Origin of the sequence: Albirhodobacter sp. R86504, from assembly GCF_042466415.1 — a bacterium.
Lineage (GTDB): Bacteria > Pseudomonadota > Alphaproteobacteria > Rhodobacterales > Rhodobacteraceae > Albirhodobacter.
The window spans coordinates 236,313-261,429 of sequence record NZ_JAXHCH010000001.1 but is presented as its reverse complement, the minus strand read 5'-3'; the positions used below and the strand labels follow the sequence as shown (position 1 = coordinate 261,429).

Below are 25,117 nucleotides of genomic sequence, written 5' to 3'. Positions count from 1 at the left end.
AAGAAATAACCATGCGGGAGCGACCCATGCTGCAAGACGTGCCAGTGCCGCCCAAGTCGTATCATCCGGTGGCGAAGATGCTGCACTGGTTGGTTGCCGTTTTGGTGATAGCGATGATCCCCATCGGGCAGGTGATGGTGCTGGAAGGTTTGCCGCGGATCGTCCAGAATACTCTGTTTTTACTGCATAAAAACGGCGGTGTCTTGGTCGGGATACTGATGGTGATCCGTTTGGGGGTTCGGCTCGTCCTCTCGCCGCCCAAGATGCCTGCAACTGTGCCAACGCTTCAACGGCGTGTCGCGTCGGCGGCGCATTGGCTTTTATATGTGCTGGTCCTCACGATGGCGGTCTCGGGGTATCTGCGCGTGGTCGCGGGGGGCTACCCGATCGAGGGCCTCGACGGCCTCGGGGTGCCGCACCTGATCGCGCGAAACGCGCTTGTCGAGACGATAGCGAAAGACGTCCATTATTACGCGCATTTTGCCCTGATCGCGGTGATCCTCGCGCATGTGGCGGGCGCGCTTTACCATTTGCTGTGGCTGCGTGACGGGATATTTGCGCGGATGTGGCCAAGTCCGCGCAACCATCGCCGCTAGGGTGTTAGGTCGCTTTTGACAGGTTCACGCGCGCAATCAGGGCCTCGCCGCTTTCCTTGCGCTCGGAATAGCGTTCCACGAGATAATCGGCGCGATCACGCGTCAGAAGCGTGAATTTCATCAACTCCTCCATCACGTCGACGATCCGGTCATAAAGTGGCGAAGGCCGCATCCGCCCCGCCTCATCGAATTCTTGGAAAGCTTTCGGGATTGAGGATTGGTTCGGGATTGTCAAAAGCCGCATCCACCGTCCGAGAATCCGCATCTGGTTGACGGCGTTAAAGCTTTGCGAGCCGCCGGAGACTTGCATCACGGCGAGTGTTTTGCCTTGTGTCGGGCGGACGGCGCCGACCGAAAGCGGGATCCAGTCGATCTGCGTCTTCATCAGCCCTGTCATTGCTCCGTGTCGCTCGGGCGAGGACCAGACCATGCCTTCGCTCCACGTCACGAGGTCAATCAGTTCGCGCACCTTCGGGTGCGTCGCGTCGGCGCCGTCATCCACCAACGGCAAACCGGCGGGATTGAAAAATCGCACTTCGGCACCGAGGCGCGTGAGGATACGACCCGCTTCCTCCGCGGAGAGGCGGCTGAAACTGCGGGGCCGGAGTGACCCATATAGGATCAAGATGCGCGGGGCGTGGCGTTTTTGCGGCGGGGTGCAGAGCGCGTCTAGATCGATCGGTGGGAATGAGGCGTCGTCGATGTTGGGCGTGTCGGACATGGTGTTTCCTTTCGGCGCGGGTGGCGCAAAGACGCATTTCGCATGGTCTAATGTGGGAACCGTGAACGGGTGCGGTTCGCGAAGGCCACAAGTGACAGCATCACGGGCACCTCAACGAGCACGCCGACCACCGTGACCAAGGCCGCGCCGGAATTCAGCCCGAACAATCCAATTGCCACCGCAACGGCGAGTTCGAAGAAATTCGACGTCCCGATCAATGCGCAGGGTGCTGCAACCCTATGCGGAAGACGCCACAAATAGGCCCACAGATACCCCAGCGCGAAGATCCCGTAAGACTGGATCACAATTGGCACGGCCAGCAGCGCGATCAACGCGGGTTGCGCAAGAAGTATCGGGCCTTGGAAGCCGAACAACAAAACCACCGTGAGAAGCAATCCGATGATCGAGGCAGGTTTGATGCGCTGTGTGAAGGCCGAGACGGCCGCGGGGCCCGCGGTGCGGATCAAATAAGCGCGTGTCACAAGACCAGCCGCGAGCGGGATCACGACGTAGAGCACGGTTGACAGGATCAGCGTGGCCCAAGGCACCGAGATGCTCGTCGCGCCCAGCAAGAATGCAACGATTGGCGCGAAGGCGACGACCATGATCAGATCGTTCACCGTGACCTGCACCAAGGTGTAATTTGCATCGCCTTTGGTCATTTGCGACCAGACAAACACCATCGCCGTGCAGGGCGCCGCACCGAGTAAAATCAACCCAGCGACGTATTCTGTCGCCTTGTCGGCTGCGATCAGGCCCGCAAAGAGGTGGTTGAAAAACAAAACGCCGAGCGCTGCCATGGTGAAGGGTTTGATCAGCCAGTTGATCGTGAGCGTGATGATCAGCCCTTTCGGGCGCAAGCCCGCCGATTTGAGCGAGCCCAGATCGACCGCAACCATCATCGGGTAAACCATCGCCCAGATCAGCACGGCGACGAGCAAGTTCACAGAGGCATACTCGAGGCTGGCCATGACGGCAAACAGGGCAGGGAAAATTGCGCCGAGCGTGAGGCCCGCGAGGATCGAGAGAGCAACCCAGAGGGAGAGGTAACGTTCAAAAAGACTCATTTCGAGACCTCCGGTTGGGGGATGCAACAGGCGCCTTGCGCGGGCGAGGAAAGCGACGCCATGAATTCTGTGATCGGATCGAAGGCGGCTGCGTTGAGAGCATAGCAAACGCGGGGGCCAGCAATCTCTCCGGTGATGACACCGGCAGCTTTCAGGATGCGTAAGTGTTCTGAAACGGTCGATTGCGCTAACCCGACCGCATCAACGATATCGCCCCCGATACAGCCCGGCGTGGCGAGCAAAAGGCGCAAGATCCGAAGCCGTGCCGGATGTGCGAGCGCCTTGGCGAGATCGCAAAGCTGTTGATCGGAGGGGGCCGAGAACGGAGGATTTGACATGCGGCAGGCGCCCTTGTTCGCTTATCGTCGATTGACGATATGTAGAGCCAAAGGTCGATGCAGGTCAAATGAAAACATGCGCCACCAAGAGGGGCGCATGTCTGTTCTTGTGAGACGTTGCGCCTACTGCGCTTTTGGGGTGCCGACTGTCCGGCGGAAGACGCTCTCAAGCCCGTCGTTCAAAGCGGCACGGCCGCCCGCTTCTGAAAACACGTCGAACATCTGCGCATTGAGGCCGCCGGGCGTGCTATGAGCATCTCGCAACTGTGCGAAAGGCTTGTCAGCGGCGACTGAGGTTTGTGACAAGGCAAGGAACAGGCTCGACAAGAAGCGGCGGGCGTCGGGTTCCGCGACGCCTTTTTGCTCCATCCAATCCGTCATGATTTGTTGCATGCCGAAGAAAGTGCCCATCGTTGCCGTTGCAATCGACAGCGCGTTAAAATCATCGAGACTGTTGGACACGATCACCCCGCCGAGCTTTTCAAAGATCGCTTCGAGCGGCTTTGACGGGCCCGAGAGGATTGTCACCGCCCGCAAATCCGCGACGGGTGGGAGCGGGATCGCGCGCGTGATCCGGCCTTTCGTGCCGCTCCATTCCGCGATTTTCTCGACAGGCACTGTGGCGATCAGGCTGGCGATGTCCTGCCCCTCGGGTATCTTGAGCGCGCGCAAAACCTCCTCGGTTTGCTGGGGTAAGACCGCCAGAAACAAAAGGTCGCAGCCCGCATCCACGATGTCCTGATTGGCTTCGCACACGCGGACGGTGTCGAATGTTTCCGCCAGATGGGTCGAAATATGACGGCTGCGGGCGGAGACGATGATCTCCTCCACGGCAAATTCGGGGGGGAGGTTCGCCCGCATCATGCCGGTAATCACGGCCTCCGAGATATCGCCCGTGCCAATAAATCCGATTTTCATAGAGCTCTCCTTCGATTGCGCCAGATACCCCGTGTGGTGGCGGTTATGGCCCGCGGATGCAACCCGCATCGCCTAGCCGATCGGATGTCCCGCCCCGTCATTTCGCGAGGGCCGTCATGTCGAGAGCGACGCCGGAGATCTGCATCTGATCCATTTGCGCCAAAAGCCGGACAATTTTTCCTGCGGCCTCTGCGGGGGATAGGCCGCCATTGCGGATGTTCGAGATGCAGTTACGACGACTGTCGGGCAGGCCGCGCGCGGGGGCCCATGTGATATACGCGCCTAGACTGTCGGCGGCGGACAATCCCGGGCGCTCCCCGATCAATACGATCACGGCGCGCGCTTGCATCATCGCGCCGATGTCATCCCCGACCGCAACCCGACCGCGCTCGACCAGCACGACCGGTGCAACCTCTGGCAGGCTTTCTTGCAGTTGATGCACCAAAGCTGCGGCATTGGTATCGACAGCCGTCGCAGACAGACCATCCGCAACGACGATAACGATCTTGCCCTTGGGCAGATGCGACAGGTCGGTATCCTCGCCGAGCCGGCGCCCAAGATCGGGCCGCAACACATAGGTCGCGCGGTCTGGGGCCGCGCTGCACACGCTGGCAAGTGGCCATTGCGCAAATGCCTCTTGCAGTGCGCAAAGATTCATATCCGACCAAACGGCCTCGCGCGCGCGCGCATGATCAAGCGCGAAAGCGAGTGTTGCTTTTGTGGGCCAGCCGCTTCCGCTGCGGCCCATCGCGACGCGCGCGGCCGTCATTGATCGCAATTGCGCGGCGAGGGATGTCGGGGACAGATCCTGTGTCATCGAGCGGCCTCCGTGAGTTCAAGGAGTTTGCGTTGCGCGAGCATGGGCGCATCCGTCATCCGGCCGTTCGGGTCGGTGATGCCCATTTTCTGCATCCATGCTGCGAATTCCGGCGCAGGCTGACGCCCCAGAGTTTCTCGCATGAACACGGCGTCATGCGATGAAAGGCTTTGGTAGTTGAGCATGATGTCATCCGACCCCGGCACGCAAATGACGAATGTGACGCCCGCGGCGGATAAGGAAATCAGTAAGTTATCCATATCTTGTTGATCAGCATCGGCATGGTTCGTGTAGCAAACGTCCACCCCCATCGGCAGGCCAAAGAGCTTGCCGCAGAAATGATCTTCTAGCCCTGCGCGGATAATCTGCTTTCCGTTGAACAAATACTCCGGCCCGATGAAACCGACCACCGTATTCACCAAAAGCGGATCAAACTCGCGGGCCACCGCATAGGCGCGCGTTTCGATTGTCTGCTGATCCATTCCGTAATGTGCATCGGCGGAAAATGCGGCCCCTTGGCCCGTCTCAAAATACATGACGTTGTTGCCGACCGTCCCACGATGGAGCGCGCGCGCCGCCTCATGCGCTTCTCGCAAAAGCGCGAGGTTGATCCCAAAGCCGTCGTTGGCCTTTTGGGAGCCCGCGACAGATTGAAACACCAGATCGACCGGCGCGCCGCGCTCGATCGCTTTGAGCGCGACCGTGACATGACCAAGGCAGCAATGCTGCGTCGGAATTTCAAGCGTCTGGCACAGGTGATCGAGGAGACTCACCACACGGGTATAATCCTCGACCGAATCCGTTGCGGGGTTGACGCCGATAACCGCATCACCCGCCCCCATCAGTAGCCCGTCGACGGCGGAGGCTAGAATTCCACGGCTTTCATCTGTTGGGTGATTGGGCTGGTTTCGGGTCGCGATCCGCCCCTCTAGGCCGAGCGTATTATGCAGTTTTGTTATGATCCGGCACTTACTTGAGACAGCGACAAGATCTTGAATGCGCATTATTTTTGAGACAGCCGCGACCATCTCCGGCGTCAGTCCCGTTCGCAGCTTTGCCAGCATGTCGCCCGTGGTCGTTGCGGCGAGCAACCATTCGCGGAATTCACCAACCGTCATATGCGCGACCGGCGCGAAGGCGGCAGGATCGTGACGGGCAAAGATCAGCGCCGTCACCTCATCGCCGTCGATTCCCAAAATATCTTCCTTCAGGAAGCTTTGGAGTGGCAGATCCGCAAGCGCGATTTGCGCGGCCAGCCGCTCGACAGGGCCATCGGCGGCGACGCCTGCAAGCTGATCGCCCGAGCGTTCGGGTGTTGCCTTTGCAAGTAGGGATTTCAAGCCATCAAATCGATAGCGCGTTTGTCCTAACGTTGTGAAATAGGTCATGTTGAGGTTCCGGTGGGGGAGGAGGGGGAGGTCTTCTGCCCGCCGCATGGTGAGATGCGCTCGGGGTCTTTATCTGCGGCCCCCGCGAGGGCCGCGCGACACCGCATCAAGCCCCAATAAAGGCTTGGCGGTATCCGGTATTGGTGAGGGTTTGCAAAATCGCGAGCGCCTTGCGCAGATCATCGCCCGAGCGCGCGGCATTCAAATTGATCCGCACCGCGTGAACGGGTGTTTGCGAGAAGGTGAAAGCCTCGCCTGTTAGGACGCAAACGCCAGCCTGCTCGGCGCTTTTCACAAAGGCTGCACATCGCCAAGGATCAGGCAGTTGAAGCCATGCAAAGGGCGAGGTTTTCTCCCGGGGGACTTGCGAGGGCGGCAAGATCTCGGCCAGAATTTTGTTGCGCGATCGCAGCTCGCTACGCTCTGCGGCGATAATTTCCTGTAGCTTTCCTTGTTCGATCATTGTCGCCGCGATGAAGTTCATCAGCGAGTTAGTGCTCCAGCAATTTAGGCGCAAAATACCGGCAAGCGTTGCGACCTGGCTTGGCGGCGCGGAAATCACCCCGAGTCGGGTGCCCGCCGCGACGCATTTCGAAAGGCTCATCAGATAGAAGGTGATGTCGGGATGGGTGGAGGCGATGGTCGGGGGCGGGTTCTCCATGAGCGGCCCGCAGACATCGTCCTCGATGATGAACACGCCGTACTCACGCGCGATATCCCCGAGTGCCTTCCGGCGGCGCGGGCTCAACGTCACGGTTGTGGGGTTGTGGTTGTTCGGCATCAAAAAGACGGCCTTGGGCCGATGGAGCTGGCAGGCCTCGCGGAATGCTTCGGGCACCATACCGGCCTGATCCGTCTCGACCGCCTTCAACCGGATCGCTTTCGTCGCGCAAAGGGCGATAAAGCCGTGGAATGTGATTTGATCGGTGAGGATGACATCACCGGGTTGCGCGATGGTATCAACGATGCACGACATCCCGTGCTGGCAGCCGTTCACCATAACCAAACGCGCCGGATCGGTATGCCCCAATTCCGGAGCAAGCCATTGCGCGAATGCCTCGCGCACCCGCACGTCGCCCTCGGGCAGGTGATAATCCTGAATCATCCTGAAGTGATTGTGCGCGGGTAGCATCGGCAAAATCTTTTCGAGCATGTGCAAATAGGCATCTGTCGCGGGACGATTGATGGAGAGGTCGCAAATTCCGGCTGTCTCGACGACGCCCGAGCGGGGCGGTTTGGGGCGCGGCGGTTGAATAAAGCTGCCGCTACCGATCCGGCTTTCGACATGGCCGCGTTGTTGCAGCAATTTGATCGCGCGTGTGACGGTGGAAACATTCACCCCGAAAAGCTGCGCGAGCTCTCTGTGTGGAGGGAGTCTATCACCGTGTGCTAATTTTTTAGACTCGATGAGTAGAATTACAGCATCGCACAGTCTTTGGTAGAGCGGCCCCGACCCGATCTCCAAATCAATGCCATCGAAGGGGCTAGTAATTTTATCAATATTTTCCATGGTATTACCTGAAATTATGGGCCGCTTGTGGAAAGCTTGGCATTTAACGATGCGGTAGATCAACCCCAATTGTATGGCTTTTTGTGCGTCACACAATTCAAGAATATCTGGCAATATGTTTGACTCGAAATAGCACACGATCCTAGCACTTGAGGCATAAACAAGCAAAAAACTCAGGAGAGGTTCACATGATCCACACAAAAATCTTCCGCACGTTGTGCAGCGCCGCCGCACTTTCTGTCGCACTTGTTGCCACTGCTCAGGCCGACACTTTGCGCCTGTCGACCCTCAAGCAGCCGGGCTCCGATGGTGCCCTTGCGGCACAGCGCTTTGCCGATCTCGTCGCCGAAAAAACCAATGGTGATCTGACCGTTAAAATCTATCCGGGCAGCCAATTGGGCGATTGGACAGAAGTTTACGAGCAGGTCATCGAAGGCGTCGTCGATCTCGCGATGCAGCCGATTGCGACCTCGTCGGATAAGCGCCTGGCTATCACTTGGTTCCCCTATGCGTTCACCGATTACGACACCGCACGAGAGGCGTTGAACCCGGGCGGAAGCGTGTTTGAGATCGTAAACGACGTTATCGGCGAGCAAGGCCTCACGCCGCTTGCAGTGTACGGCGCGGGCATGGGCGGCGCGGGCTTCCCCGTTGAGGTCAAAGACCCATATTCGTTGGATGCCAAACACGACCTGAAAGTCCGCGTGTGGCCGGGTGGTACGACGCATAAGGTTTTGATGGAAAACCTCGGCTATCAAACTGCCGCCGTCCCCTTCGCGGAACTCTACACAGCGATGCAAACGGGCGTTGTCGACGGCCAGATCGGCGTTACCGCGACGATCACGTTGGAGAACTTTGCCGACATCACCAAGACGTGGATCCAGTATAACGATCACTTCGAATCCGACTTCATCTTCATGAACTCGGACACGTTCGCCGGCCTGAGCCCAGAATACCAAACAGCGATCCGCGAAGCGGCAGTCCAGATTGCGGATGAGCAGTTCACCGCGGTTGAGGCGGCCGATGAGGCTTCCTTGCAGAAAATGCGTGATATGGGCGTCACGGTTGTGACCTTCGATAAAGCGCAACTGGAAGCCTTGGGCGCCCGCGCTCGCGAGCAAGTCTGGCCGGAAATCAAGGACGAGCTGGGGGATGAAACATTTGAAGCTCTGACCAAAGCGGTCGGCCTCAACTAACCTCCTCGCCGGCCGATACTCGCTATCGGCCGGCACGTCTCGCGCTTTAGGACAGGTTTCCGATGGAACAAACGAATGCGAATTCCCTCATCGCAGAGGAGCTTTCCGACGCCTCCGCGTTTCATCCCACCGGGGTGAACACGCCCAAGTGGTTGCGGGGGCGTGCGCTTGCGATCTGGACGATGAAACTCAAGTTGCAACGGCTGATCATGCTGGTGTTTAGCGCGGCCTTGACCTTGCTCGTCACGACGCAGGTAATCACCCGCTATTTCTTCGGTATTTCGCTGTTTGGCATCGAGGAGCTGGCGACCTTCTCGGGGATCTTTATCTACTTCCTCGGTGTCTCTCATGGCGCATGGGAGCGCGGGCATATCTCGGCCAGCCTCGTGGAACTGGTTCTCCCGCAAGGGCGCCCGCAGTTGCTCGTTGAGGCCATCGCGGCCGTCATCACCGTTATCTTGTCTGGTTGGATGACGCTTTGGACTTGGAACTACCTCTGGTTCGTCATCGGGCGCGGCACTGTGTCGCTCGAGACAGGGATTCCCATGCCGTGGGTCGTCGCGGTGATGCCTGTGAGCATGGCGTTGACCACGTTCTATTTTCTTATTGAAGCGGTGCTGCGCAGTCAGGCCGCCTGGTCCGGAAAGGCTTTGTCGTGAACCCATTAATTCTTTGGGACGCAGCGCTCCTATCGTTGCTGTTGGTCATCGGCGTTCCGGCGGCGCTTTGCTTTGCTGGCGCGGTTCTGCTGTTGATGCTGTTTGGTGATTTCGGCTCGACAAACTTTCTCGTCGGCGCGGGCTTCAACAAGTTGAACTCGGTCGTGCTGATCGCGATCCCGCTTTATATCCTCGCGGGTGGGATCATGGGCGCGGGTGGCATCGCGGGACGCCTTGTGGATCTGGCAAACTCGATGATCGGACGGCTGCGTGGTGGCTTGGGACTTGTGTTGATTATCGCCACGGCGGTATTTGGCGCAATTTCCGGCATGGCCAGCTCGGCGGTTGCGGCGATCGGGACAGTGATGATCCCTCGGATGGAGGAGCGCGGGTTCGATCGCGGTTACGCGGCTGCGCTGGTTGCGGCGTCCTCTGTGCTGGCCCTGCTCATTCCTCCGAGCGCGTCGATGATTTTGTTCGGCTGGGTGACTGGCACATCAATTCTGGCATGTTTCCTTGCACCAATCATTCCGGGCCTGATTTTGGTCACGCTCCTTGGCGGTTGGAACTTTGTCCTGACGCGCAAGATGCCAATCCGTCAGCCCGCTCCGGCACCCGTGCGCGTGATTGCGGGCGAGGTATTTATTCGCACAAAACAGGCGGCCGCAGGTTTGATGATGCCGCTCATCATCTTGGGCTTCATTTACGGCGGGATCACAACCCCGACCGAAGCCGCCGCAGTCGCGGTTGTCTATGCGATCCCTGTTGCGATCTATGTCTACCGCGAGATGGGGTGGCGCGATATGGGGCAGGTCCTGTGGCGCGCGGGGCAAACCAGCGGCGTCTTGATGATTATGATCTTCTTTGCGTCGATGCTTGGCCGGATTTGGACGTTAGAGAACGTGCCGCAAGAAATCCTCGAAGCCTTCCTTCGGGTCAGTGATAACCCGCTGGTGCTTTTGTTGATGGCCAATCTGTTCTTGATGATTGTGGGCATGTTCATGGAGGATGTGTCAGGTATCTTGCTCGCTGCTCCATTGCTGATGCCGGTCATGACGCAAGCCGGGGTTGATCCTATCCATTTCTCTGCGATCATCGCAACGAATTTGGGGATGGGACTCATCACGCCGCCAACCGCGCCACTTTTGTACTTTGCGGCATTGATTGGCAAAACGAACCTCTCGGGAATGTTGAAACCCGCGCTGATCTTCGTGTTCTTTGCCTATCTACCGGTCGTCATGCTCACGACCTTCGTGCCGGCGCTTTCGATGTGGCTTCCGTCCCTGATCTTGGGCCTGAACTAACGTCGTTTGGGCTGGGAGGCCATCGGCCCTCACACAACATAAGGCGGGCAACCCTCTCTCGGTCGCCCGCCTTCCTTGACAACAGACCGCGCTGTCGCACGGCGATTGGGGAAGATAAACTTGAGTAATCAATACGATGTAGTCATCGCGGGCGCGGGAATCGTTGGCATGTCAACTGCGCTTTGGGCCCAGACAAAGGGCCTGCGCGTTGCGATCTGTGATCCAAATCCCGCAGGGAGCGGCACCACCTTCGGCCCCGCCTGCACGATCGCGACCTATGCGTGCCTGCCGATCAACAGCCCGTCAGTGGTGAAATCCTTGCCGACGTTATTGATGTCGAAGGACAGCCCGCTGATCGTGAACTATTGGCACGCGATTAAGAACTGGCGCTGGATGCTGTCGTTCCTCGCGAATTGTCGGCAGTCGCGCGTCGAGAAAATCACGGCGCAGCTCGGTGATCTGCTGCGGCAGGCGGATGCGGGGCTTGATCCGTTGATTGCGATGGTCGGGGCCGAGGATTTGTTCGTGGCGGAGGATTGTCTCTACGTCTGGTCAACCCGTGCGGGCTTTGAGGCCGCGCTGGGGGGGAATGCGCTTCGCGAACAGCAGGGCGTATCGATGCAAGAGGTCAGCGCGGAGGAAGTGCGCGCGCTGGAACCTGCGTTGAAAATGCCGATCTATCGCGGGCTGCGGTTTAAGGGGACACGCTTTGTCCTGCATCCTCAAAAGCTGGTTGAGCGGATGCAAACCTACTTCACGCAAAACGGTGGTGCGGTGATCACCTCTGCCGTGTCCAATGTGACGCCGAGCGCCTCCGGGGTTGATGTGGTTCTTGCGGATGGAACATCGCTATCGGCGGGGCATTTCGTGGTCGCGGCGGGGGCGCATAGCAAGTCGATCAAGGGCGCCGGCGTGGAGGCTTTGCCGCTCGGGGTTGAGCGGGGCTATCACGTCACTTTCACCGAGCAGCGCCAAAAGCTGACGCGGCCTGTGGGTTGGGCGGAGGCGGGCTTCTACGCAACGCCGATGGAACTTGGGTTGCGCTTTGCGGGCACGGTTGAACTGGACGATCTCGACGCGCCCCAAAACCCTGACCGACTGGCCTATCTGCGGCGGCGCGCGGCGGAGATGTTGGGGCCGCTCGACGGGCCAAGCGAGGAATGGCTCGGGTTTAGGCCAACGATGCCTGACGCGTTGCCAGTGATCGGGCGATCCCAAACGTCAGACCGTATTATTCATGCGTTCGGGCATCAACATATTGGCCTGACACTGGGGGGAATAACGGGCCGTATGGTGTCCGATCTGCTGACGGATCAGCCCCTCGCGCCGGAGGCCGCAGGCTTCAGCGCGCGTCGTTTCGGGTAAGGGCGCGCCTCCCGAAAAAGATTTATCCGATATCTTTTGTTTTGCGGTTTACCTACGTAATGACAAAGGCTTAGGGTATTTCGGCGGGCGCCCGAAATCGGGCACCCGCCCATTTATGACGCTATAAAGGGGGGGCGCCGATGCGTAGTACCAAAGTGATCCATGTCGTTTCATGCCATGCCGAAGGCGAGGTGGGCGATGTGATCGTCGGCGGGGTGGCGCCGCCCCCCGGAGAGAGCGTTTGGGATCAGCGTGGATGGATCGCGCAGGATCAGGTTTTGCGAAATTTTGTCCTCAACGAACCACGCGGCGGTGTCTTCCGGCACGTCAATCTCTTGGTTCCGCCGAAGCATCCCGAAGCGCAGGCCGCATGGATTATCATGGAGCCCGAAGATACCCCGCCGATGTCTGGTTCGAACTCGATTTGCGTCTCGACCGTGCTTCTTGATAGCGGGATCATCCCGATGCAAGAGCCTGTCACCGAAATGGTGTTGGAGGCGCCGGGCGGTTTGGTGCGCGTTCGCGCCGAGTGCGCTAACGGCAAGGCCGAACGTATCTACGTTGAAAACCTGCCCTCCTTTGCAAGCCGCCTTGCAGTGCCGCTCGACGTTGCGGGCCTTGGCACGATCACGGTCGATACCGCGTTTGGCGGCGATAGCTTTGTCGTCGTCGATCCCGATGCCCTCGGGGTGCGATTGCATGAAGATAACGCCCGTGACATCGCGGAATTGGGGATTCGCATTACCAATGCCGCGAATGCGCAGTTCCGGTTCGAGCATCCCGAAAAACCGGATTGGGCCCATCACTCGTTCTGCCTGTTTGCAGGAAAGATCAGCCGCGAGGGCAATCACCTGCGTGCGCAATCCGTCGTCGCGATCCAACCCGGTAAGCTTGATCGATCGCCCACGGGTACTGCAGTTTCGGCGCGTATGGCGATCTTGCATGCGCGCGGCGAAATGGGGGTGGACGATCGCTTTACCGGTGTGTCGATCATCGGGTCAGAATTCCACGGCCGCATTCTGGGCGAGGCAAAGGTGGGCGCGCTCGGCGCCATTCGTCCTGAAATCAGCGGCCGCGGTTGGATAACGGGCACGCATCAACATATGCTCGACCCGAGCGACCCATGGCCGCAGGGATACCGCCTTTCAGACACATGGCCGAAACTGGATTAAGCGCTGCGCGCCGCGTTAAAAGCGGCGCGCGTCAAATGCTGCCAGATCCATCTGCGGCGTGCGACCCGCGACGAGATCCGAGAGAATCTCCGCTGTCCCCGCCGATTGCGTAAGCCCGAGATGCCCGTGGCCGAAGCCATAAAAGACGTGATTGCAGCGGTCGGCCGGGCCGATCACGGGAAGGCTATCAGGGGTGGAGGGCCGATACCCCATCCATTGCGTGCCGCCTTTGGTTGAGAAACCAGGCAGGAATTGCGCCGCTTTGTTCACCAGAATTTCGGCCCGTTTGAAATTGGGCGGCAAGTCCAACCCGCCGAGCTCGACCGCTCCTCCCACACGCAGGCCATCCCCAATCTTCGAGACAACAAAACCATGCGCACTGAAGGTCAGATGCGTGCGGACGTCGAAACTGGCTGTCGGGAAGGTGGTGTTATATCCCCGCTCCGTCTCCAGAGGGATGCGATCGCCAAGCGTGCGCGCCAGATGATGCGACCACGCGCCCGCACATAAGACAAGCTTATCCGCGCGCAAAGGCCCGTTCGCCGTGCTAATCTCGACCCCGTCTTGCAAGGGCACAATCGCGCGCACATCCGCCTGTTCGTAGAGTCCGCCGCGGGCAATGAACGCCTGCGCCAGATGTTTGGTCCACAGTTCTGGATCGACCGTGTTCATCCAATGCGGCGTGAATCCTGCATGGGTGAACCGAGGGCTCAGCCCCGGTTGAATATCCGCAATCGCCTGCGGTGTCTCAAAGAGGTCGAACGCCAAGCCGTGCGCCCGTCGCCGCTCCCAAACGGGAAGGCTGTCTTGGAAGGCGCGCGCGCCCTCAAACAACTGCAGCTGCCCCTCGCGGCGCATCAAAGGCTCGCCGTCGACCGATTTGATCAAGCGCTCAATCGCGGCGCGTGAGTGATCCATCATCGCCGATTGCGCGGCCACAACACCCGCGTAGCGATCCCGCCAGCTCGCCCGCCAAAAGCGCACCATCCAAGGCGCGATCTTCAACGCGTAGGCGGGCGGGATGGAGAGAGGGCCGAGCGGATCGAGCAACCATTTCGGCGCTTTCAGCATAATCCCGGGCGAGGCCAGCGGCTCGATTTCAGTAAAGGCAAACGCCCCCGCATTGCCGCGCGAGGTTTCCGCCGCAATGCCCTTGCGATCCAGCAAGCGCACGCGGTGCCCGTCCGATTGCAATGCCAGCGCCGTTGTGACGCCGACAATCCCTGCGCCGATGATGATGATGTCGAGGTCTTTAGGCATTGGCATGGCGCACCTGTTGAAAACAATGACGAAGTTGCGCGCGCCGTTATTAGAACGGCGCGCGCAAAACAGATATCAAAGGGCGATCCCGTCCTTGAACGGATCGTTGGTCGCAAAGATCAAGCGGCTCTCGGCCATCACGTAGGCCTTGCCCGTGATCTTCGGGATAACACCTCCCTTCAGCCCGTGCTGATACGAAAGGCGGTAGGTTGACCCGATGACGCTCTCTTGGATGATTTCCTTACCTGGCGCGAGGCGGCCTTGATCGGCGAGGCAGGCCAATCGCGCAGAGCACCCCGTTCCGCAAGGCGAACGATCATAGGCGTTGTCGGGGCAAAGCACGAAATTCCGGCTCTCCACGCCCGCAACATCGGATGGTCCGAAGAACACAACGTGATCCACCGCCTGCCCGTCCTCTCCGCCGAGGTTTTGCGCATGAAGGGCCTCACGCACTGCCACCGTCACATCGGTAAGTTGTCGGATATTCTGGGAGGTGACCGGAACCGGGCTTGGGTCGACCATGAAGAACCAGTTTCCGCCGTAAGCAAGATCGCCGGTGACTGGGCCGATGCCTGCTATCTCAACCGTGACGCCCGCGCGGATGACGCGGCTCTCGATATTGGTGACGGTGACGGTGTTGGCGTCATGTACTTCGATCGTCACGATTCCGGCGGGGGTTTCAAGTTTATGAACGCCCGCCCCGATCCGGCCCAGATGGAATAGCGTTGCCGCCAGCCCGATCGTTCCGTGACCACACATCCCCAAAACGGCTTCGGTATCGAAATAGATCACACCCGCCACGCAAGCCGGATCGACCGGCTCAACGAGAAGGGCGGCGACCATCGCAACCTGTCCGCGCGGTTCCAACACGACCGAGCGATAAAACGCACGGTGCTGCGTCGCCAACCGGTGTGCGCGCTCCGCGAGCGGTCCCGATCCAAGATCGGGGCCGCCATCAAGGATCACCCGCGTGGGTTCTCCGCCTGTGTGACTATCAATCACATGCATTTAGCGAGCACTCCGCCCTGCTGAGACCAGTTCGCGAACCATGTGTTGAACTGGTGGAATTGCGCTTCGCAGAACTTCGCCTGCGAGGGGGACAATACATCAGTCTCGTAAAGGTTGAGGCGATAATCTTCGTCCCCCGTCAAAACCATCATGTGTTTGAAATAGAGGACCAGATCAACGCCCTCGTCAAACTTCGCCAGAACCGCGAAAGCTTCTGCCAGTTCGCGCGCCCGAAGATCTGCCTCCGGGTCGCCCGCAGCTGCGAGGCGGGAGAGTTCGACTTGCAGCAGGGATTCCTTGGGGAAGATCGTGCCGATGCCAGTGATTGCGCCAACCGCGCCACATTTGACGAAGCCGTGGTAAACTTCCGTATCGACGCCCACCATCAAGATGACATCATCGTCTTGCGAGGTGATGTGCTCGGCCGCGTAGCTCATCGCTGCGCGCCCACCGAATTCCTTGAACCCGATCAGATTTTTATGATCTTCGCGCAGGGCGAAGAACAGATCCGCCTTGGTCTCATAGCCATAGTGGGGGCTGTTATAGATGATCGCGGGGACATCGGGCGCGGCTTCCAAAATTGCTTTGAAGTGGTTCCTTTGTGCCGCGACGGACGCCCCGCGCGACAGCACACGCGGGATAACCATCAAACCGGCTGCGCCGATCTTTTGCGCGTGGGCGGCATGTGCAACGGCCATTTTCGAGTTCACGGCCCCTGTTCCGACGATCACGGGAACGCCTGCTTTGGTCAGGCGCTCGACGCCTTCCATGCGCTGCGCGTCAGTCAGCAATGGCCAGTCGCCGCACGATCCGCAATAGACGACGCCCGACATGCCAGCGGCCATCAATTCCTGACCCTTGCGCACGAGCGCATCGAAATCAGGTTCGCGGTCTGGGGTGCACGGGGTGAGCAGGGCAGGGATTGTGCCGTAAAAAACTGTCTTGTCCATGAGTGTCTCCGTTAAAATGGGGCGTTGGTTTCGGACGTATCTGCGGGCGTGGACGGATCAGCCGATCCACGCGGGCGGCGCGGCGGTTGCCGTGCCGGAGAGGGCGGTTTCCATGCATTGCGCGAGTGAGCCGAACCGCACGGCGCGATTGCTCAGGCCCGGCGCGTAATGGGCGTATTTGCCAGAATTGGTCATCAAGACTTTAGCGCTCGGCGGGAAGACGGGCTCTGAGATCGAGCACCAGCAAATATCGGGGACGATGGTCACACCCGCAGCTTCCAAGATCGCCGCTGTGCCATTCGATCGAATTTTAGCAAGGGTGCCGCGCCCCAAGGTGATGATCGCGGTGACATCCGCATGCACTGTTTTTCCCGCGATCAACGCGGCGAAAGCCTCGCATTCGGTTTGCGAGAAATGTGGGCTGCCCAAGGCGACCAGATCGACCTTCGCATCGCCTTTATTGAACTCCGCCCAGACCTGCGCGAAGTCGTTTGCCGTAATTTCGAGATGATCCGCGTCGGTTGCCACGGGCAGATCCGCCTCGGGTGTGACGCCCGCGATATGCAGCATAGGCGAGGCCGATGTCGTCCCGTAGGCGGCGCACAGGGCCTTGAGATCATCATCTGAGGGCGTGGTTACCTCAAGCCCGCGGATCAAGGGGATGCGATCAGAGGCGAGTTTGCCCACGAGCCATCCCAGCATTGGCCAGAACGCATCATCGATCCCGTCAGGCACCGTCACATCAATAACGCGGCGCGGCGCACGGTTGTCAGTCAGATAAACGCCCGATTGTGGCGCGCGACCTGTCAGCGCGATGCACAAATCCATGAAATCAGCATGTTTGACAGTGCGTGCCCCCAAAACGCTATTCGCGTAGATCACCGCATTGCTCTCGGCCCAAGCGATATCCTCGCCTTTCACCGGCTGGTCATCCAGCAGATAAGGCGCGCAGGTGAAACTCGGCGCGGCGCCCATTTCCACATAGGCATCGGCAAGGGTGCTCGCAGGGAGACCAAACGAATCCGGCACGCCTTGACTGCGCCAGTTCGCATGATCAACCGAAATAGCATTCATCGTTGTCGGAATACGCACTCTCGCGCCCATATCGGCCATCTTGCGGGCGAAAGTCACGAACGCATCGCTCGCGTAGATGCAGCCGTCGATATGAACGCGGGTGACATCAATCAATTTCGTCGCGCCCTGCGCAGCGGCCATCGTGGTGACGATTTTCATCGCGAGTTGCCGCGGCGCGCCTTGCGCCCCCGAGAGCATCTCGCGGTCGGTCTCGCTTAGCTCCAAGGCCTCTGCCGTCACGGCCTCCAGATCCCAAGCAACCGGCCCCGCGGTGAGGCGCGAAGGCGTGATTGCGGCGGCCTCTTGCTGTGCGAGTAAGTCATATTCGGTGGCATCAAGCCGGATCACGGCGATCGATTTTTCAAACATTTGCGCCGCGACCATCGCGCCCAAGGTCAAAATATCTTCATTCTCGCGGAAGATGAGCGCGCGCGGCGCTGCCTGCGCGAATGAGAGCCCCAGTAAAACGCCGCTGCCTGTGCAGGATCCACGGCTGGTCGGCATCATCACGATTTTGCCCGCGATCGACTGCCCGTGGAGGGGATGGTGCGCATCGATGATCTTGCCCGTGAGCGCGTCGACCCCGCCCCAAAAGCTCAAGCCTTCTGTGCAAACCACGATGGGCCCTTCGACCGCGGCCGGAACGATTATCTTCGCCATTGTTTTCCCCTTGCCGGTGTTTTGCGCGTGCGGGTCGTCGATTTTTTGATCTCATGTGACCAAAAACCCGACATTTGAGATCTACCCAAGTGTGGCGCGACTGATATTCTTGCACTCAACTCAAATATATGCTTAAACAATCAGAACTGGTAAGAAAAGAAAAATTATGTCGGAAATAGAAAATTATCTTGCTGATCCGCCTTCGGATGATTGGGAGGCCGAACGTCAGAAGCTGCGCGCCGAACTTGGGACGCGGATGAAGACCGTGCGCCAAAACTGTGGCTTGACGCTTGAAGCCGCGGCGCAACGCACCGGCCTTGCCTTGTCGACCATCCATAAAATCGAAAACGGGCGGGTTTCACCCAGCTATGAGAACCTCGTCAGGATCGCGCGCGCCTATGATATCGGCATGGAACGCCTGTTTTCCGCCGATCTCGAGGTCAATCCGCCCACGCGGATGGCCGTGACCAAAGCTGGCGAAGGCCGCAAAGTGCGTGCGGCGAATTTCGAATATGAGTTCCTGTGCAATTCACTCGCCGAGAAAAAGATCGTGCCGCTGGTGACCAAGGTCGAGAATCGCGGGCCGCTAACGCGCAACGATCTGGAATCGCACGATGGCGAAGAAACCCTGTATGTTCTGACCGGGCGTGTTGAGCTTGTCGTGGAGCACTACGCACCGGTGATCTTGGAACCCGGAGATTGTGCGTATTTCGACAGTACGTTGAAGCATGGTTTGCGCGCGTTGGATGACACTGAAACCAAAGTGTTCTGGGCCTGCACCTATACAGACGTGGATAAATAGGTCGCTTGCAGCGGCTATTGTCCGATAGAATATTCCAAAGGAGATAAGCCTGAGATGACCGATACCGTCACCCTGTCCGTTGATGCGCTGCAACAACGCTTGCGCCGGATTTTTGACTTATGCGGCCTGCGGGCTGAAGCCTCCGACTGTTTGGCGCGGGTGATCACCGCGGCAGAGCGCGACAATTGCAAATCGCATGGGATCTACCGTGTTGAAGGCTGCATGCGCGTGATCAAGGCTGGTAAGGTTGAGCCTCTGGCCGTTCCTGAGATTTTTGATGCGGGTAAGGCGGTCATCGAAGTTGACGCGAAAGGCGGCTTTTCGAATCCCGCCTTTGAGGCGGCGAAGGCGCTTCTTGCCGCGCGGGCTCGCGAGACGGGTCTGGCCGCGCTCGTGATCCGCGACTGCTTGCATTTCTCTGCACTGTGGCAAGAGGTCGAAGCCCTCGCGGATGACGGGCTCGCGGCTTTGTCGATGTGCCCGAGCTATTCTTTCGTCGCACCGGCTGGCGGCAAACAGGGTCTTTTGGGAACCAACCCGCTTGCCTTCGGCTATCCGCGCGCGGGCGAACATCCCTACGTCTACGATTTCGCGACAAGCGTTGCCGCGCGTGGTGAGATCGAATTGCATCGCCGCGCCGGAAAGCCGATCCCTGAAGGTTGGGCGGTTGATAAGGATGGCAACCCGACAACCGATCCTGATGTAGCTTTGGAAGGCGCGATGCTGCCCTTCGGCGGGCATAAAGGGTCGGCGATCTCCACGATGATCGAACTTCTCGCGGGCGCTATGTTGGGCGAGTTCATGAGCAAGGAAGCTCTCGATTTCATGGGCAGCAGTGCGCTCTTGCCGCGTCACGGTGCATTGATCATCGCGCTCGATCCTGCGGTGTTCTCCGCACGCAGCGGGCGTGATCCGATCGCCGAGGGCGAGCGTTTGTTCGCCGCGATCGGGGATCAAGGCGCGCGACTGCCGTCTCAGCGCCGCTTTGCTGCGCGCAAAACGGCACAGGAAAGCGGCATCGTCTTGACCCAAGCCGAATTCGCACAGCTCGAACGGTTTGAGGCGGAGGGCCTTGCCGCCTTGAGCTGATCCGAGATTGAATTAGAATGAAAAAAGGGGCCGGATGAACCGGCCCCTTTTTAGTTTGGTGTCAGGATCTTATCTAACGCTGGCAAGGAATTTTTGCGTCTCGGGATGCTGCGGATCGCCGAAGAGCTGATCGGGTGCGCCGATTTCGGCCATAACGCCTTGATGGAAGAACGCCACGCGGTTGGAAACATCGCGCGCGAAGCTCATTTCATGCGTCACCAAGATCATCGTCATCCCTTCTTCCGCAAGCATCTTCAGCGTCTCCAAGACCTCGCCGACAAGCTGCGGGTCAAGCGCGGAGGTCACCTCGTCAAACAACATATATTCCGGCGACATCGCCAACGCGCGCGCGATCGCCATGCGCTGTTGCTGCCCGCCCGAGAGCCGCGAAGGGTAGGTCGTCAGCTTATCGCCCAAACCGACATGCTTGAGCTGACGCTCCGCGATCTCCTCGGCTTCGGCTTTGCCCATACCCAACACTTTGCGCGGCGCGAGGGTGACGTTTTCCAACACGGTGAGATGCGGGAACGCATTCCATTGTTGAAACACGATGCCGACCTTCTGGCGCAATGAATTCAGGTTTGTCGATTTCGCATGCACTTCGGTGCCGTCGATAAAGATTTTGCCGGAATCGATCGGCTCCAACCCGTTGATACAGGTCAGAAGTGTCGATTTCCCCGATCCCGATCCGCCAATCACGGTGACGACTTCGCCTTTTTCAACCGTGAGATCGATCCCCTTGAGGACTTCAAGTTTGCCGAAGGATTTACGGACGTTTTGGATCTCAATCATTGGACCACCTTTTTTCGAGATACCCACCAAGACGGGCCAGCGGGAAGCTGATAATGAAGTAGAAAGCGCCACAAATGAGCAACAAGAACAGTGGCTCTTGCAGGCGCGTGATGAGGATTTGCGTCGATTTCAGCAGCTCGGTGACCTGAACCACATAAACGAGCGCGGAGTCTTTCATGACGCCAAGTGCCAACCCGATCCAGGACGGCAGCGCCACGCGTGTCGCCAGCGGCATCACGATGTAACGCATGTCTTGCAGCCATGTCAGGCCCAAAGACCGCGATGCGCGGCGTGTCGTCTCTGGCACGGCCTCGATCCCGCCGCGCACAATCTCGGCGCAATAGGCGGCCGTGTAGAGAGACAGCACGACACAAGCGACCGCGAAGCCGGATATGCGCAATTGCAAAACCATCCCGAGAAACGCGTTGGTCAACACAAGCTGGATGAGCAACGGAACCGAGCGGAAGATGTCGAGGAAGAACGTAATCGGTGCGGCCGCAACCGGCCCCAAGTGCATTCTGAGGACGCCGAAGAACACGCCGAGGGCGGTGCCGATCGCGACGGAGATGATTGTCACGATGATCGTGATGCCCGCACCTTTGGCGAGGAACACAAGATCGGCGGAGGAGAGGGCGGTGTCAAACATGGTCGTTCTCCCTCAATACCGGAACAGGCGCGCCGCAATCAGGCGGGCGCTCAAGGTGATGATTTTGGTGATGACATAGAAGATCACACCGGCAACGGCGAAAAGCTCAAACGTGCGGAACGTTAGCGCGTTCAGATCCTGCGTAACCCCGTAAAGATCCGCATTCATCCCGACTGTGACGCCCAATGAGGTCATCAAGATCGCCCAAACCATCTGGTTCGACATCGGTAGGAATGAGATCCGGAACATTTGCGGCACGATGATCAGGCGAAACGCCTGAAGCTGGGTCATGCCCAACGAACGGCCGGCGCGGGTTTGCGTCTCTGGGATGGCCTTCAGCGCGCCGCGGAAGTTCTCCGCAAGATAGCCCGCGTTGTTAAACGTGATCCCGATCAGCAATGATGTGAACGGGCTGAAATGAATGCCGAAGCTCGCCACGCCAAAATGCGCCATATAAATCTGGAACAGAGCGGGTGTGTTGCGGGCTACTTCGACCCAAGTCGTTGCGATGGCGACCAGAGGTTTTGATCCCGATAGCCGCAAAACCGTCAACATCACTGCGAAGGCGACGCCAAGGATCATCGACAAGACGGCGACTTCCATCGTCACCACCGCGCCATCCAGCATCTGAGGAAGCCGCGCGAGGACTTGCTTCCATTGGAAGGTGTAATCGAACATTGGGGTTCCGCACCTGATAAGAAACGTGAAAAGCGGCGCGGTGTGCCCGCGCCGCTAAGATTTACGGTGCCAGATTAACGGTAAACGTTAGGAACTGTTAGATCCGGTGCGGTGCCACCAACCCATTTTTCATAGAGCTCGTCATAACGGCCTGTGCGGGTCTGCTGGTTCACGAACAGATCGAGATAGTTCAGGAAACCGTATTCGTCGCGCTTCGCGAACAGGGCCACATAGTCGATATCAAACGGCGCGGTGCCGACGACTTCGATATCTTTGAAGTTGCCAGTTTTGACATTCGCTTGTGCAACGGTGGAGGTCGACACGGTGCCCTCAAGCTGCCCTTGGCTCAGCGCGAGGAAGACATCCGCCTGAGTTTGATACGGACGGAACTCACCCTCGCCCCATTCTTTGACTTGCGCTTCAAGCGCAATTGCTTCGTACGTGCCCGCAACGGCGCCAACCGTGTGACCTTTCATCGTTTCAAACGACGTGATGCCCGAGCCTGTGTTCGCTGTCACGGCCATGTCGAAGGCGAAGTAAGGCACCGAGAAGCCAACGGTTTTCGCGCGCTCCAGTGTGTCGGACGTCGATGCAACGCCGACGTCCACGCGGCCCGACATCAGCGCTGGAATACGCTCTGGGAAGGGTGTCTCGACGATCTCTGCTTCGACGCCAAGGGCCGCTGCCAGATCGTTGCAATAATCAACGTCAAAGCCGATCGGCTCGTTGTTCTCATCGCGCATCCCCATCGGCGGGAAATCCAGCACAACTGCGCAACGCAACGTACCGGAGGAGATGATATCGTCCAGTTTATCCGCATGTGCCACGCCTGCAACGCAGGTCGTCGCGAGTAAAGCAGCGGTGAATGTGATGTTTTTCATCTTATTTTGACCTCTCTGTTGATTCCTGTCCCTACACTGAAAGATTTTATTCTTTTTGGCAATAATTTTCATAAAAGAAAAATATCTGGCGAAGACGCGCAAAAGCCGTTAAGCACGGCCACGATTAAATCGCGTCGCCACGGGGTCCGCTAACGCGGTCGGTGCGCCCGCCACGGAAGCCGCATCTGCTATGGGCTGCCATCGGGCAACCGCCGTCGCCTGCGCCAAAGCGCCCACCGCGACCGTGAAACACTTTTGGGCCTGATGAAAGCCCATGCGTCGAAGAAAGGCCGCTAGATGACATATACCCCCCATGGAAAACACTTGATCGCCGGCGAATGGATCGCTTCCGAAATGCATTTCCAATCGGCGCCCGCCTCCGGTCCGTCGTTCGAGATTTCGAATGGCTCGCCTGATTTGGTGGATCGCGCGGCCGAGGCCGCCGAGGATGCGTTTTTGAGCTACGGTTACAGTTCGCGCGCCGAGCGCGCCGCATTCTTGAACGCGATTGCCGATGAGATCGAGGCGCGCGCCGAGGAGATCACCGCAATGGGCTGCGCGGAAACAGGTTTGCCGGAGGCGCGCCTCAACGGTGAGCGCGGTCGAACCACAGGCCAGTTGCGCCTGTTCGCGGATCATATTTTGAAGGGTGACTACCTTGACCGGCGATTTGATGCCGCGATGCCGGAACGTGCGCCGATGCCGCGTCCCGATCTGCGCATGATCCAGCGGCCAATCGGGCCGATTGCTGTCTTTGGTGCCTCGAACTTCCCTCTCGCTTTCTCCACTGCGGGCGGTGACACGGCCGCGGCGCTTGCTGCGGGGTGCCCTGTTGTTGTGAAAGGCCACGGAGCGCATCCTGTTACGGGCGAGATCGTGGCCGAAGCGATCCACGCTGCTATCAACCGCTGCGGCGTGCATCCAGGCGTCTTCTCTGTCGTGCAAGGCGGCACGCGCGCCGTCGGTCAGGCGCTTGTGCAGCATCCTTTGATCAAAGCGGTCGGCTTTACCGGGTCGCTCGCGGGCGGGCGGGCGCTCTTTGATCTTTGCATGCAACGTCCTGAGCCGATTCCGTTCTTTGGTGAGTTGGGTGCGGTGAACCCGATGTTTGTTTTGCCTGCGGCAGTTGGGGCGCGCGGCGAAGCGCTTGGCGCAGGGTGGGCGGCGTCGCTCGCGATGGGCGCGGGCCAGTTTTGTACCAACCCGGGTATCGCGGTTGTCATCGGCGGCGAGACCGCTGATGTGTTCATCGAGGCGACCCGCGCGGCGCTCGCGCAGACGGCTGGTCAAGTCATGCTCACCGATGGGATCGCGCAGGCCTACACGACCGGCGCGCAGGCGGTCGGCGCGCAATCTGGTGTTCAAGAGTTGCTGACATCCGTTTGCGGCCCGCGTGAGGCCAAGCCTTTCTTGTTTAAAGTCTCGGCCGCGGATTGGCTGAAAAACCATGCGCTCTCCGAGGAGGTGTTCGGGCCGCTCGGCTTGGTTGTTGTGGCGCAGGACGCGCGCGAGATGGCGGAGGTTGCGCGCAGTTTGGTCGGCCAGCTCACCGTAACCTTGCATTTTGATGCGGGCGATACCGATCTCGCGCGGTCGCTTTTGCCCGTTCTGGAGCGAAAAGCAGGGCGTGTTTTGGCCAACGGCTTCCCCACGGGCGTCGAAGTGAGCGATACGATGGTCCACGGCGGGCCCTATCCGGCCTCGACCAACTTTGGCGCAACCTCTGTCGGCACGATGTCGATCCGGCGGTTCTTGCGGCCTGTCTGTTTCCAGAACATCCCCAGCGACTTGCTGCCGACGGATCTTCAATAAATCCCGTCGCTTTTTGGCGCGAGCATCCGGTTTGGGGTGCTCGCGATACAACGGATGTGGCGCTTCTTTACGGAATGAGCAGCGCCATTTCCCCGATCATTGAGTCAAACTTATAAAGCCCGTCCTCTGGAAAATGGCTCGTTTCTCCGGCCTTTTCGGCCCGGTGAATGAAAATTTCGACCTCCTGTGCTAAAAGCCCAAGATCGTGGAACCCCAAGGTCGCAGCGAGGCCGACGGTCGTATGTGCCTCCGAGCGGATCTCGACCATCAGCGGCCAAACGTCGTCCACAGTTTCCAGCTGGTCTCTTATTTCCTCCAACCGATCAAGCCGTTGGGAGAGAGCCGCCAGAAACCGCGGACGAATTTCGGAGATTTTTTGAGCAACGAGGTCGGATTTCGGCACGTTTTGGTCTC

25 protein-coding genes are annotated in these 25,117 nt (G+C 59.0%); 9 read left to right on the top strand and 16 right to left on the bottom strand.

Features of this window, described 5'->3' with window-relative positions; translation table 11 throughout:
- The first annotated feature begins 11 nt into the window (after window positions 1-11).
- A complete protein-coding gene (locus SJY32_RS01175; RefSeq protein WP_376870637.1) occupies window positions 12-596 on the top strand; it encodes a cytochrome b in 585 nt (194 codons plus the stop codon).
- 4 nt (window positions 597-600) lie between these two features.
- Here SJY32_RS01175 and arsH read toward each other — a convergent pair whose 3' ends face one another.
- The 7 genes from arsH to SJY32_RS01140 form a co-directional block, all read right to left on the bottom strand.
- Window positions 601-1,317 (bottom strand): arsenical resistance protein ArsH, encoded by a 717-nt coding sequence (gene arsH / locus SJY32_RS01170; protein WP_376870635.1) that lies wholly within the window; start codon window positions 1,315-1,317, stop codon window positions 601-603.
- 47 nt (window positions 1,318-1,364) lie between these two features.
- Window positions 1,365-2,384 carry an ACR3 family arsenite efflux transporter gene (arsB, locus tag SJY32_RS01165; RefSeq protein ID WP_376870632.1) on the bottom strand — a complete coding sequence of 340 codons (1,020 nt, stop codon included), beginning with the start codon at window positions 2,382-2,384 and terminating at the stop codon, window positions 1,365-1,367.
- Window positions 2,381-2,722 (bottom strand): ArsR/SmtB family transcription factor, encoded by a 342-nt coding sequence (locus tag SJY32_RS01160; protein ID WP_376870629.1) that lies wholly within the window; start codon window positions 2,720-2,722, stop codon window positions 2,381-2,383. The genes arsB and SJY32_RS01160 overlap by 4 nt, the downstream gene beginning before the upstream one ends.
- A gap of 123 nt (window positions 2,723-2,845) precedes the next feature.
- Complete coding sequence (locus SJY32_RS01155; RefSeq protein ID WP_376870627.1) at window positions 2,846-3,640, bottom strand: pyrroline-5-carboxylate reductase; 795 nt, start codon at window positions 3,638-3,640, stop codon at window positions 2,846-2,848.
- A gap of 97 nt (window positions 3,641-3,737) precedes the next feature.
- The gene (eutC, locus tag SJY32_RS01150) at window positions 3,738-4,457 is read right to left on the bottom strand and encodes an ethanolamine ammonia-lyase subunit EutC (RefSeq protein WP_376870625.1); all 720 of its coding nucleotides are present in this window, start codon (window positions 4,455-4,457) and stop codon (window positions 3,738-3,740) included.
- Complete coding sequence (locus SJY32_RS01145) at window positions 4,454-5,845, bottom strand: ethanolamine ammonia-lyase subunit EutB (RefSeq protein ID WP_376870623.1); 1,392 nt, start codon at window positions 5,843-5,845, stop codon at window positions 4,454-4,456. The genes eutC and SJY32_RS01145 overlap by 4 nt, the downstream gene beginning before the upstream one ends.
- 106 nt (window positions 5,846-5,951) lie before the next feature.
- Complete coding sequence (locus tag SJY32_RS01140; RefSeq protein ID WP_376870621.1) at window positions 5,952-7,355, bottom strand: PLP-dependent aminotransferase family protein; 1,404 nt, start codon at window positions 7,353-7,355, stop codon at window positions 5,952-5,954.
- A gap of 188 nt (window positions 7,356-7,543) precedes the next feature.
- Between SJY32_RS01140 and dctP the strand changes: the two genes are divergently transcribed.
- The 5 genes from dctP to SJY32_RS01115 all read left to right on the top strand — a co-directional run bounded on the left by dctP (window position 7,544) and on the right by SJY32_RS01115 (window position 13,051).
- The gene (gene dctP / locus SJY32_RS01135) at window positions 7,544-8,551 is read left to right on the top strand and encodes a TRAP transporter substrate-binding protein DctP (protein ID WP_376870619.1); all 1,008 of its coding nucleotides are present in this window, start codon (window positions 7,544-7,546) and stop codon (window positions 8,549-8,551) included.
- 62 nt (window positions 8,552-8,613) lie between these two features.
- Window positions 8,614-9,210, top strand: a complete 597-nt coding sequence (locus SJY32_RS01130; RefSeq protein ID WP_376870617.1) for a TRAP transporter small permease — start codon at window positions 8,614-8,616, stop codon at window positions 9,208-9,210.
- A complete protein-coding gene (locus SJY32_RS01125) occupies window positions 9,207-10,514 on the top strand; it encodes a TRAP transporter large permease (RefSeq protein ID WP_376870615.1) in 1,308 nt (435 codons plus the stop codon). Before SJY32_RS01130 ends, SJY32_RS01125 begins: the two co-directional genes overlap by 4 nt.
- A 120-nt stretch (window positions 10,515-10,634) precedes the next feature.
- Window positions 10,635-11,879: an NAD(P)/FAD-dependent oxidoreductase gene (locus SJY32_RS01120; protein ID WP_376870613.1), complete on the top strand. Its 1,245-nt coding sequence runs from the start codon at window positions 10,635-10,637 to the stop codon at window positions 11,877-11,879.
- A 140-nt stretch (window positions 11,880-12,019) separates the two neighbouring features.
- Complete coding sequence (locus SJY32_RS01115) at window positions 12,020-13,051, top strand: proline racemase family protein (RefSeq protein ID WP_376870611.1); 1,032 nt, start codon at window positions 12,020-12,022, stop codon at window positions 13,049-13,051.
- 15 nt (window positions 13,052-13,066) lie between these two features.
- Here SJY32_RS01115 and SJY32_RS01110 read toward each other — a convergent pair whose 3' ends face one another.
- From SJY32_RS01110 to SJY32_RS01095, 4 genes are all read right to left on the bottom strand, one after another.
- Entirely contained in the window at window positions 13,067-14,317 is a 1,251-nt protein-coding gene (locus SJY32_RS01110) for an NAD(P)/FAD-dependent oxidoreductase (RefSeq protein WP_376870609.1), read from the bottom strand.
- Between the two features lie 69 nt (window positions 14,318-14,386).
- A complete protein-coding gene (locus tag SJY32_RS01105; RefSeq protein WP_376870607.1) occupies window positions 14,387-15,319 on the bottom strand; it encodes a proline racemase family protein in 933 nt (310 codons plus the stop codon).
- Entirely contained in the window at window positions 15,310-16,269 is a 960-nt protein-coding gene (locus SJY32_RS01100) for a dihydrodipicolinate synthase family protein (RefSeq protein WP_376870605.1), read from the bottom strand. Before SJY32_RS01100 ends, SJY32_RS01105 begins: the two co-directional genes overlap by 10 nt.
- Before the next feature lie 57 nt (window positions 16,270-16,326).
- Window positions 16,327-18,003: an aconitase X gene (locus SJY32_RS01095; RefSeq protein WP_376870603.1), complete on the bottom strand. Its 1,677-nt coding sequence runs from the start codon at window positions 18,001-18,003 to the stop codon at window positions 16,327-16,329.
- A 166-nt stretch (window positions 18,004-18,169) separates the two neighbouring features.
- Here SJY32_RS01095 and SJY32_RS01090 point away from each other — a divergent pair, with 166 nt between their 5' ends.
- Together SJY32_RS01090 and SJY32_RS01085 are read left to right on the top strand one after the other, a co-directional pair.
- The gene (locus SJY32_RS01090; protein ID WP_376870600.1) at window positions 18,170-18,805 is read left to right on the top strand and encodes a helix-turn-helix domain-containing protein; all 636 of its coding nucleotides are present in this window, start codon (window positions 18,170-18,172) and stop codon (window positions 18,803-18,805) included.
- A 54-nt stretch (window positions 18,806-18,859) separates the two neighbouring features.
- Window positions 18,860-19,894 (top strand): Ldh family oxidoreductase, encoded by a 1,035-nt coding sequence (locus tag SJY32_RS01085; protein WP_376870598.1) that lies wholly within the window; start codon window positions 18,860-18,862, stop codon window positions 19,892-19,894.
- A 69-nt stretch (window positions 19,895-19,963) separates the two neighbouring features.
- On the opposite strand, the gene SJY32_RS01080 is transcribed toward SJY32_RS01085, so the two are convergent.
- From SJY32_RS01080 to SJY32_RS01065, 4 genes are all read right to left on the bottom strand, one after another.
- Window positions 19,964-20,686, bottom strand: coding sequence for an amino acid ABC transporter ATP-binding protein (locus tag SJY32_RS01080; RefSeq protein ID WP_376870596.1), 723 nt, complete (start codon window positions 20,684-20,686; stop codon window positions 19,964-19,966).
- Window positions 20,679-21,332 carry an amino acid ABC transporter permease gene (locus SJY32_RS01075; RefSeq protein ID WP_376870594.1) on the bottom strand — a complete coding sequence of 218 codons (654 nt, stop codon included), beginning with the start codon at window positions 21,330-21,332 and terminating at the stop codon, window positions 20,679-20,681. Before SJY32_RS01075 ends, SJY32_RS01080 begins: the two co-directional genes overlap by 8 nt.
- 12 nt (window positions 21,333-21,344) lie before the next feature.
- Window positions 21,345-22,010: an amino acid ABC transporter permease gene (locus SJY32_RS01070; protein WP_376870592.1), complete on the bottom strand. Its 666-nt coding sequence runs from the start codon at window positions 22,008-22,010 to the stop codon at window positions 21,345-21,347.
- Window positions 22,011-22,084: 74 nt separating this feature from the next.
- Entirely contained in the window at window positions 22,085-22,891 is an 807-nt protein-coding gene (locus SJY32_RS01065; protein WP_376870590.1) for a transporter substrate-binding domain-containing protein, read from the bottom strand.
- 297 nt (window positions 22,892-23,188) lie between these two features.
- Between SJY32_RS01065 and SJY32_RS01060 the strand changes: the two genes are divergently transcribed.
- Window positions 23,189-24,703: an aldehyde dehydrogenase (NADP(+)) gene (locus tag SJY32_RS01060; RefSeq protein ID WP_376870588.1), complete on the top strand. Its 1,515-nt coding sequence runs from the start codon at window positions 23,189-23,191 to the stop codon at window positions 24,701-24,703.
- A 67-nt stretch (window positions 24,704-24,770) separates the two neighbouring features.
- On the opposite strand, the gene SJY32_RS01055 is transcribed toward SJY32_RS01060, so the two are convergent.
- Window positions 24,771-25,106 (bottom strand): Hpt domain-containing protein, encoded by a 336-nt coding sequence (locus SJY32_RS01055; RefSeq protein ID WP_376870585.1) that lies wholly within the window; start codon window positions 25,104-25,106, stop codon window positions 24,771-24,773.
- Window positions 25,107-25,117 lie beyond the last annotated feature (11 nt).

Coding starts and splice junctions, on each gene's coding strand:
- SJY32_RS01160 (WP_376870629.1), bottom strand. CDS start 2,722: ATGTCAAATCCTCCGTTCTCGGCCCCCTCCGATCAACAGCTTTGCGAT.
- SJY32_RS01075 (WP_376870594.1), bottom strand. CDS start 21,332: ATGTTTGACACCGCCCTCTCCTCCGCCGATCTTGTGTTCCTCGCCAAA.
- SJY32_RS01155 (WP_376870627.1), bottom strand. CDS start 3,640: ATGAAAATCGGATTTATTGGCACGGGCGATATCTCGGAGGCCGTGATT.
- SJY32_RS01145 (WP_376870623.1), bottom strand. CDS start 5,845: ATGACCTATTTCACAACGTTAGGACAAACGCGCTATCGATTTGATGGC.
- arsB (WP_376870632.1), bottom strand. CDS start 2,384: ATGAGTCTTTTTGAACGTTACCTCTCCCTCTGGGTTGCTCTCTCGATC.
- dctP (WP_376870619.1), top strand. CDS start 7,544: ATGATCCACACAAAAATCTTCCGCACGTTGTGCAGCGCCGCCGCACTT.
- SJY32_RS01090 (WP_376870600.1), top strand. CDS start 18,170: ATGTCGGAAATAGAAAATTATCTTGCTGATCCGCCTTCGGATGATTGG.
- SJY32_RS01060 (WP_376870588.1), top strand. CDS start 23,189: ATGACATATACCCCCCATGGAAAACACTTGATCGCCGGCGAATGGATC.
- SJY32_RS01175 (WP_376870637.1), top strand. CDS start 12: ATGCGGGAGCGACCCATGCTGCAAGACGTGCCAGTGCCGCCCAAGTCG.
- SJY32_RS01085 (WP_376870598.1), top strand. CDS start 18,860: ATGACCGATACCGTCACCCTGTCCGTTGATGCGCTGCAACAACGCTTG.
- SJY32_RS01115 (WP_376870611.1), top strand. CDS start 12,020: ATGCGTAGTACCAAAGTGATCCATGTCGTTTCATGCCATGCCGAAGGC.
- SJY32_RS01095 (WP_376870603.1), bottom strand. CDS start 18,003: ATGGCGAAGATAATCGTTCCGGCCGCGGTCGAAGGGCCCATCGTGGTT.
- eutC (WP_376870625.1), bottom strand. CDS start 4,457: ATGACACAGGATCTGTCCCCGACATCCCTCGCCGCGCAATTGCGATCA.
- SJY32_RS01065 (WP_376870590.1), bottom strand. CDS start 22,891: ATGAAAAACATCACATTCACCGCTGCTTTACTCGCGACGACCTGCGTT.
- arsH (WP_376870635.1), bottom strand. CDS start 1,317: ATGTCCGACACGCCCAACATCGACGACGCCTCATTCCCACCGATCGAT.
- SJY32_RS01130 (WP_376870617.1), top strand. CDS start 8,614: ATGGAACAAACGAATGCGAATTCCCTCATCGCAGAGGAGCTTTCCGAC.
- SJY32_RS01140 (WP_376870621.1), bottom strand. CDS start 7,355: ATGGAAAATATTGATAAAATTACTAGCCCCTTCGATGGCATTGATTTG.
- SJY32_RS01105 (WP_376870607.1), bottom strand. CDS start 15,319: ATGCATGTGATTGATAGTCACACAGGCGGAGAACCCACGCGGGTGATC.
- SJY32_RS01110 (WP_376870609.1), bottom strand. CDS start 14,317: ATGCCAATGCCTAAAGACCTCGACATCATCATCATCGGCGCAGGGATT.
- SJY32_RS01080 (WP_376870596.1), bottom strand. CDS start 20,686: ATGATTGAGATCCAAAACGTCCGTAAATCCTTCGGCAAACTTGAAGTC.
- SJY32_RS01070 (WP_376870592.1), bottom strand. CDS start 22,010: ATGTTCGATTACACCTTCCAATGGAAGCAAGTCCTCGCGCGGCTTCCT.
- SJY32_RS01100 (WP_376870605.1), bottom strand. CDS start 16,269: ATGGACAAGACAGTTTTTTACGGCACAATCCCTGCCCTGCTCACCCCG.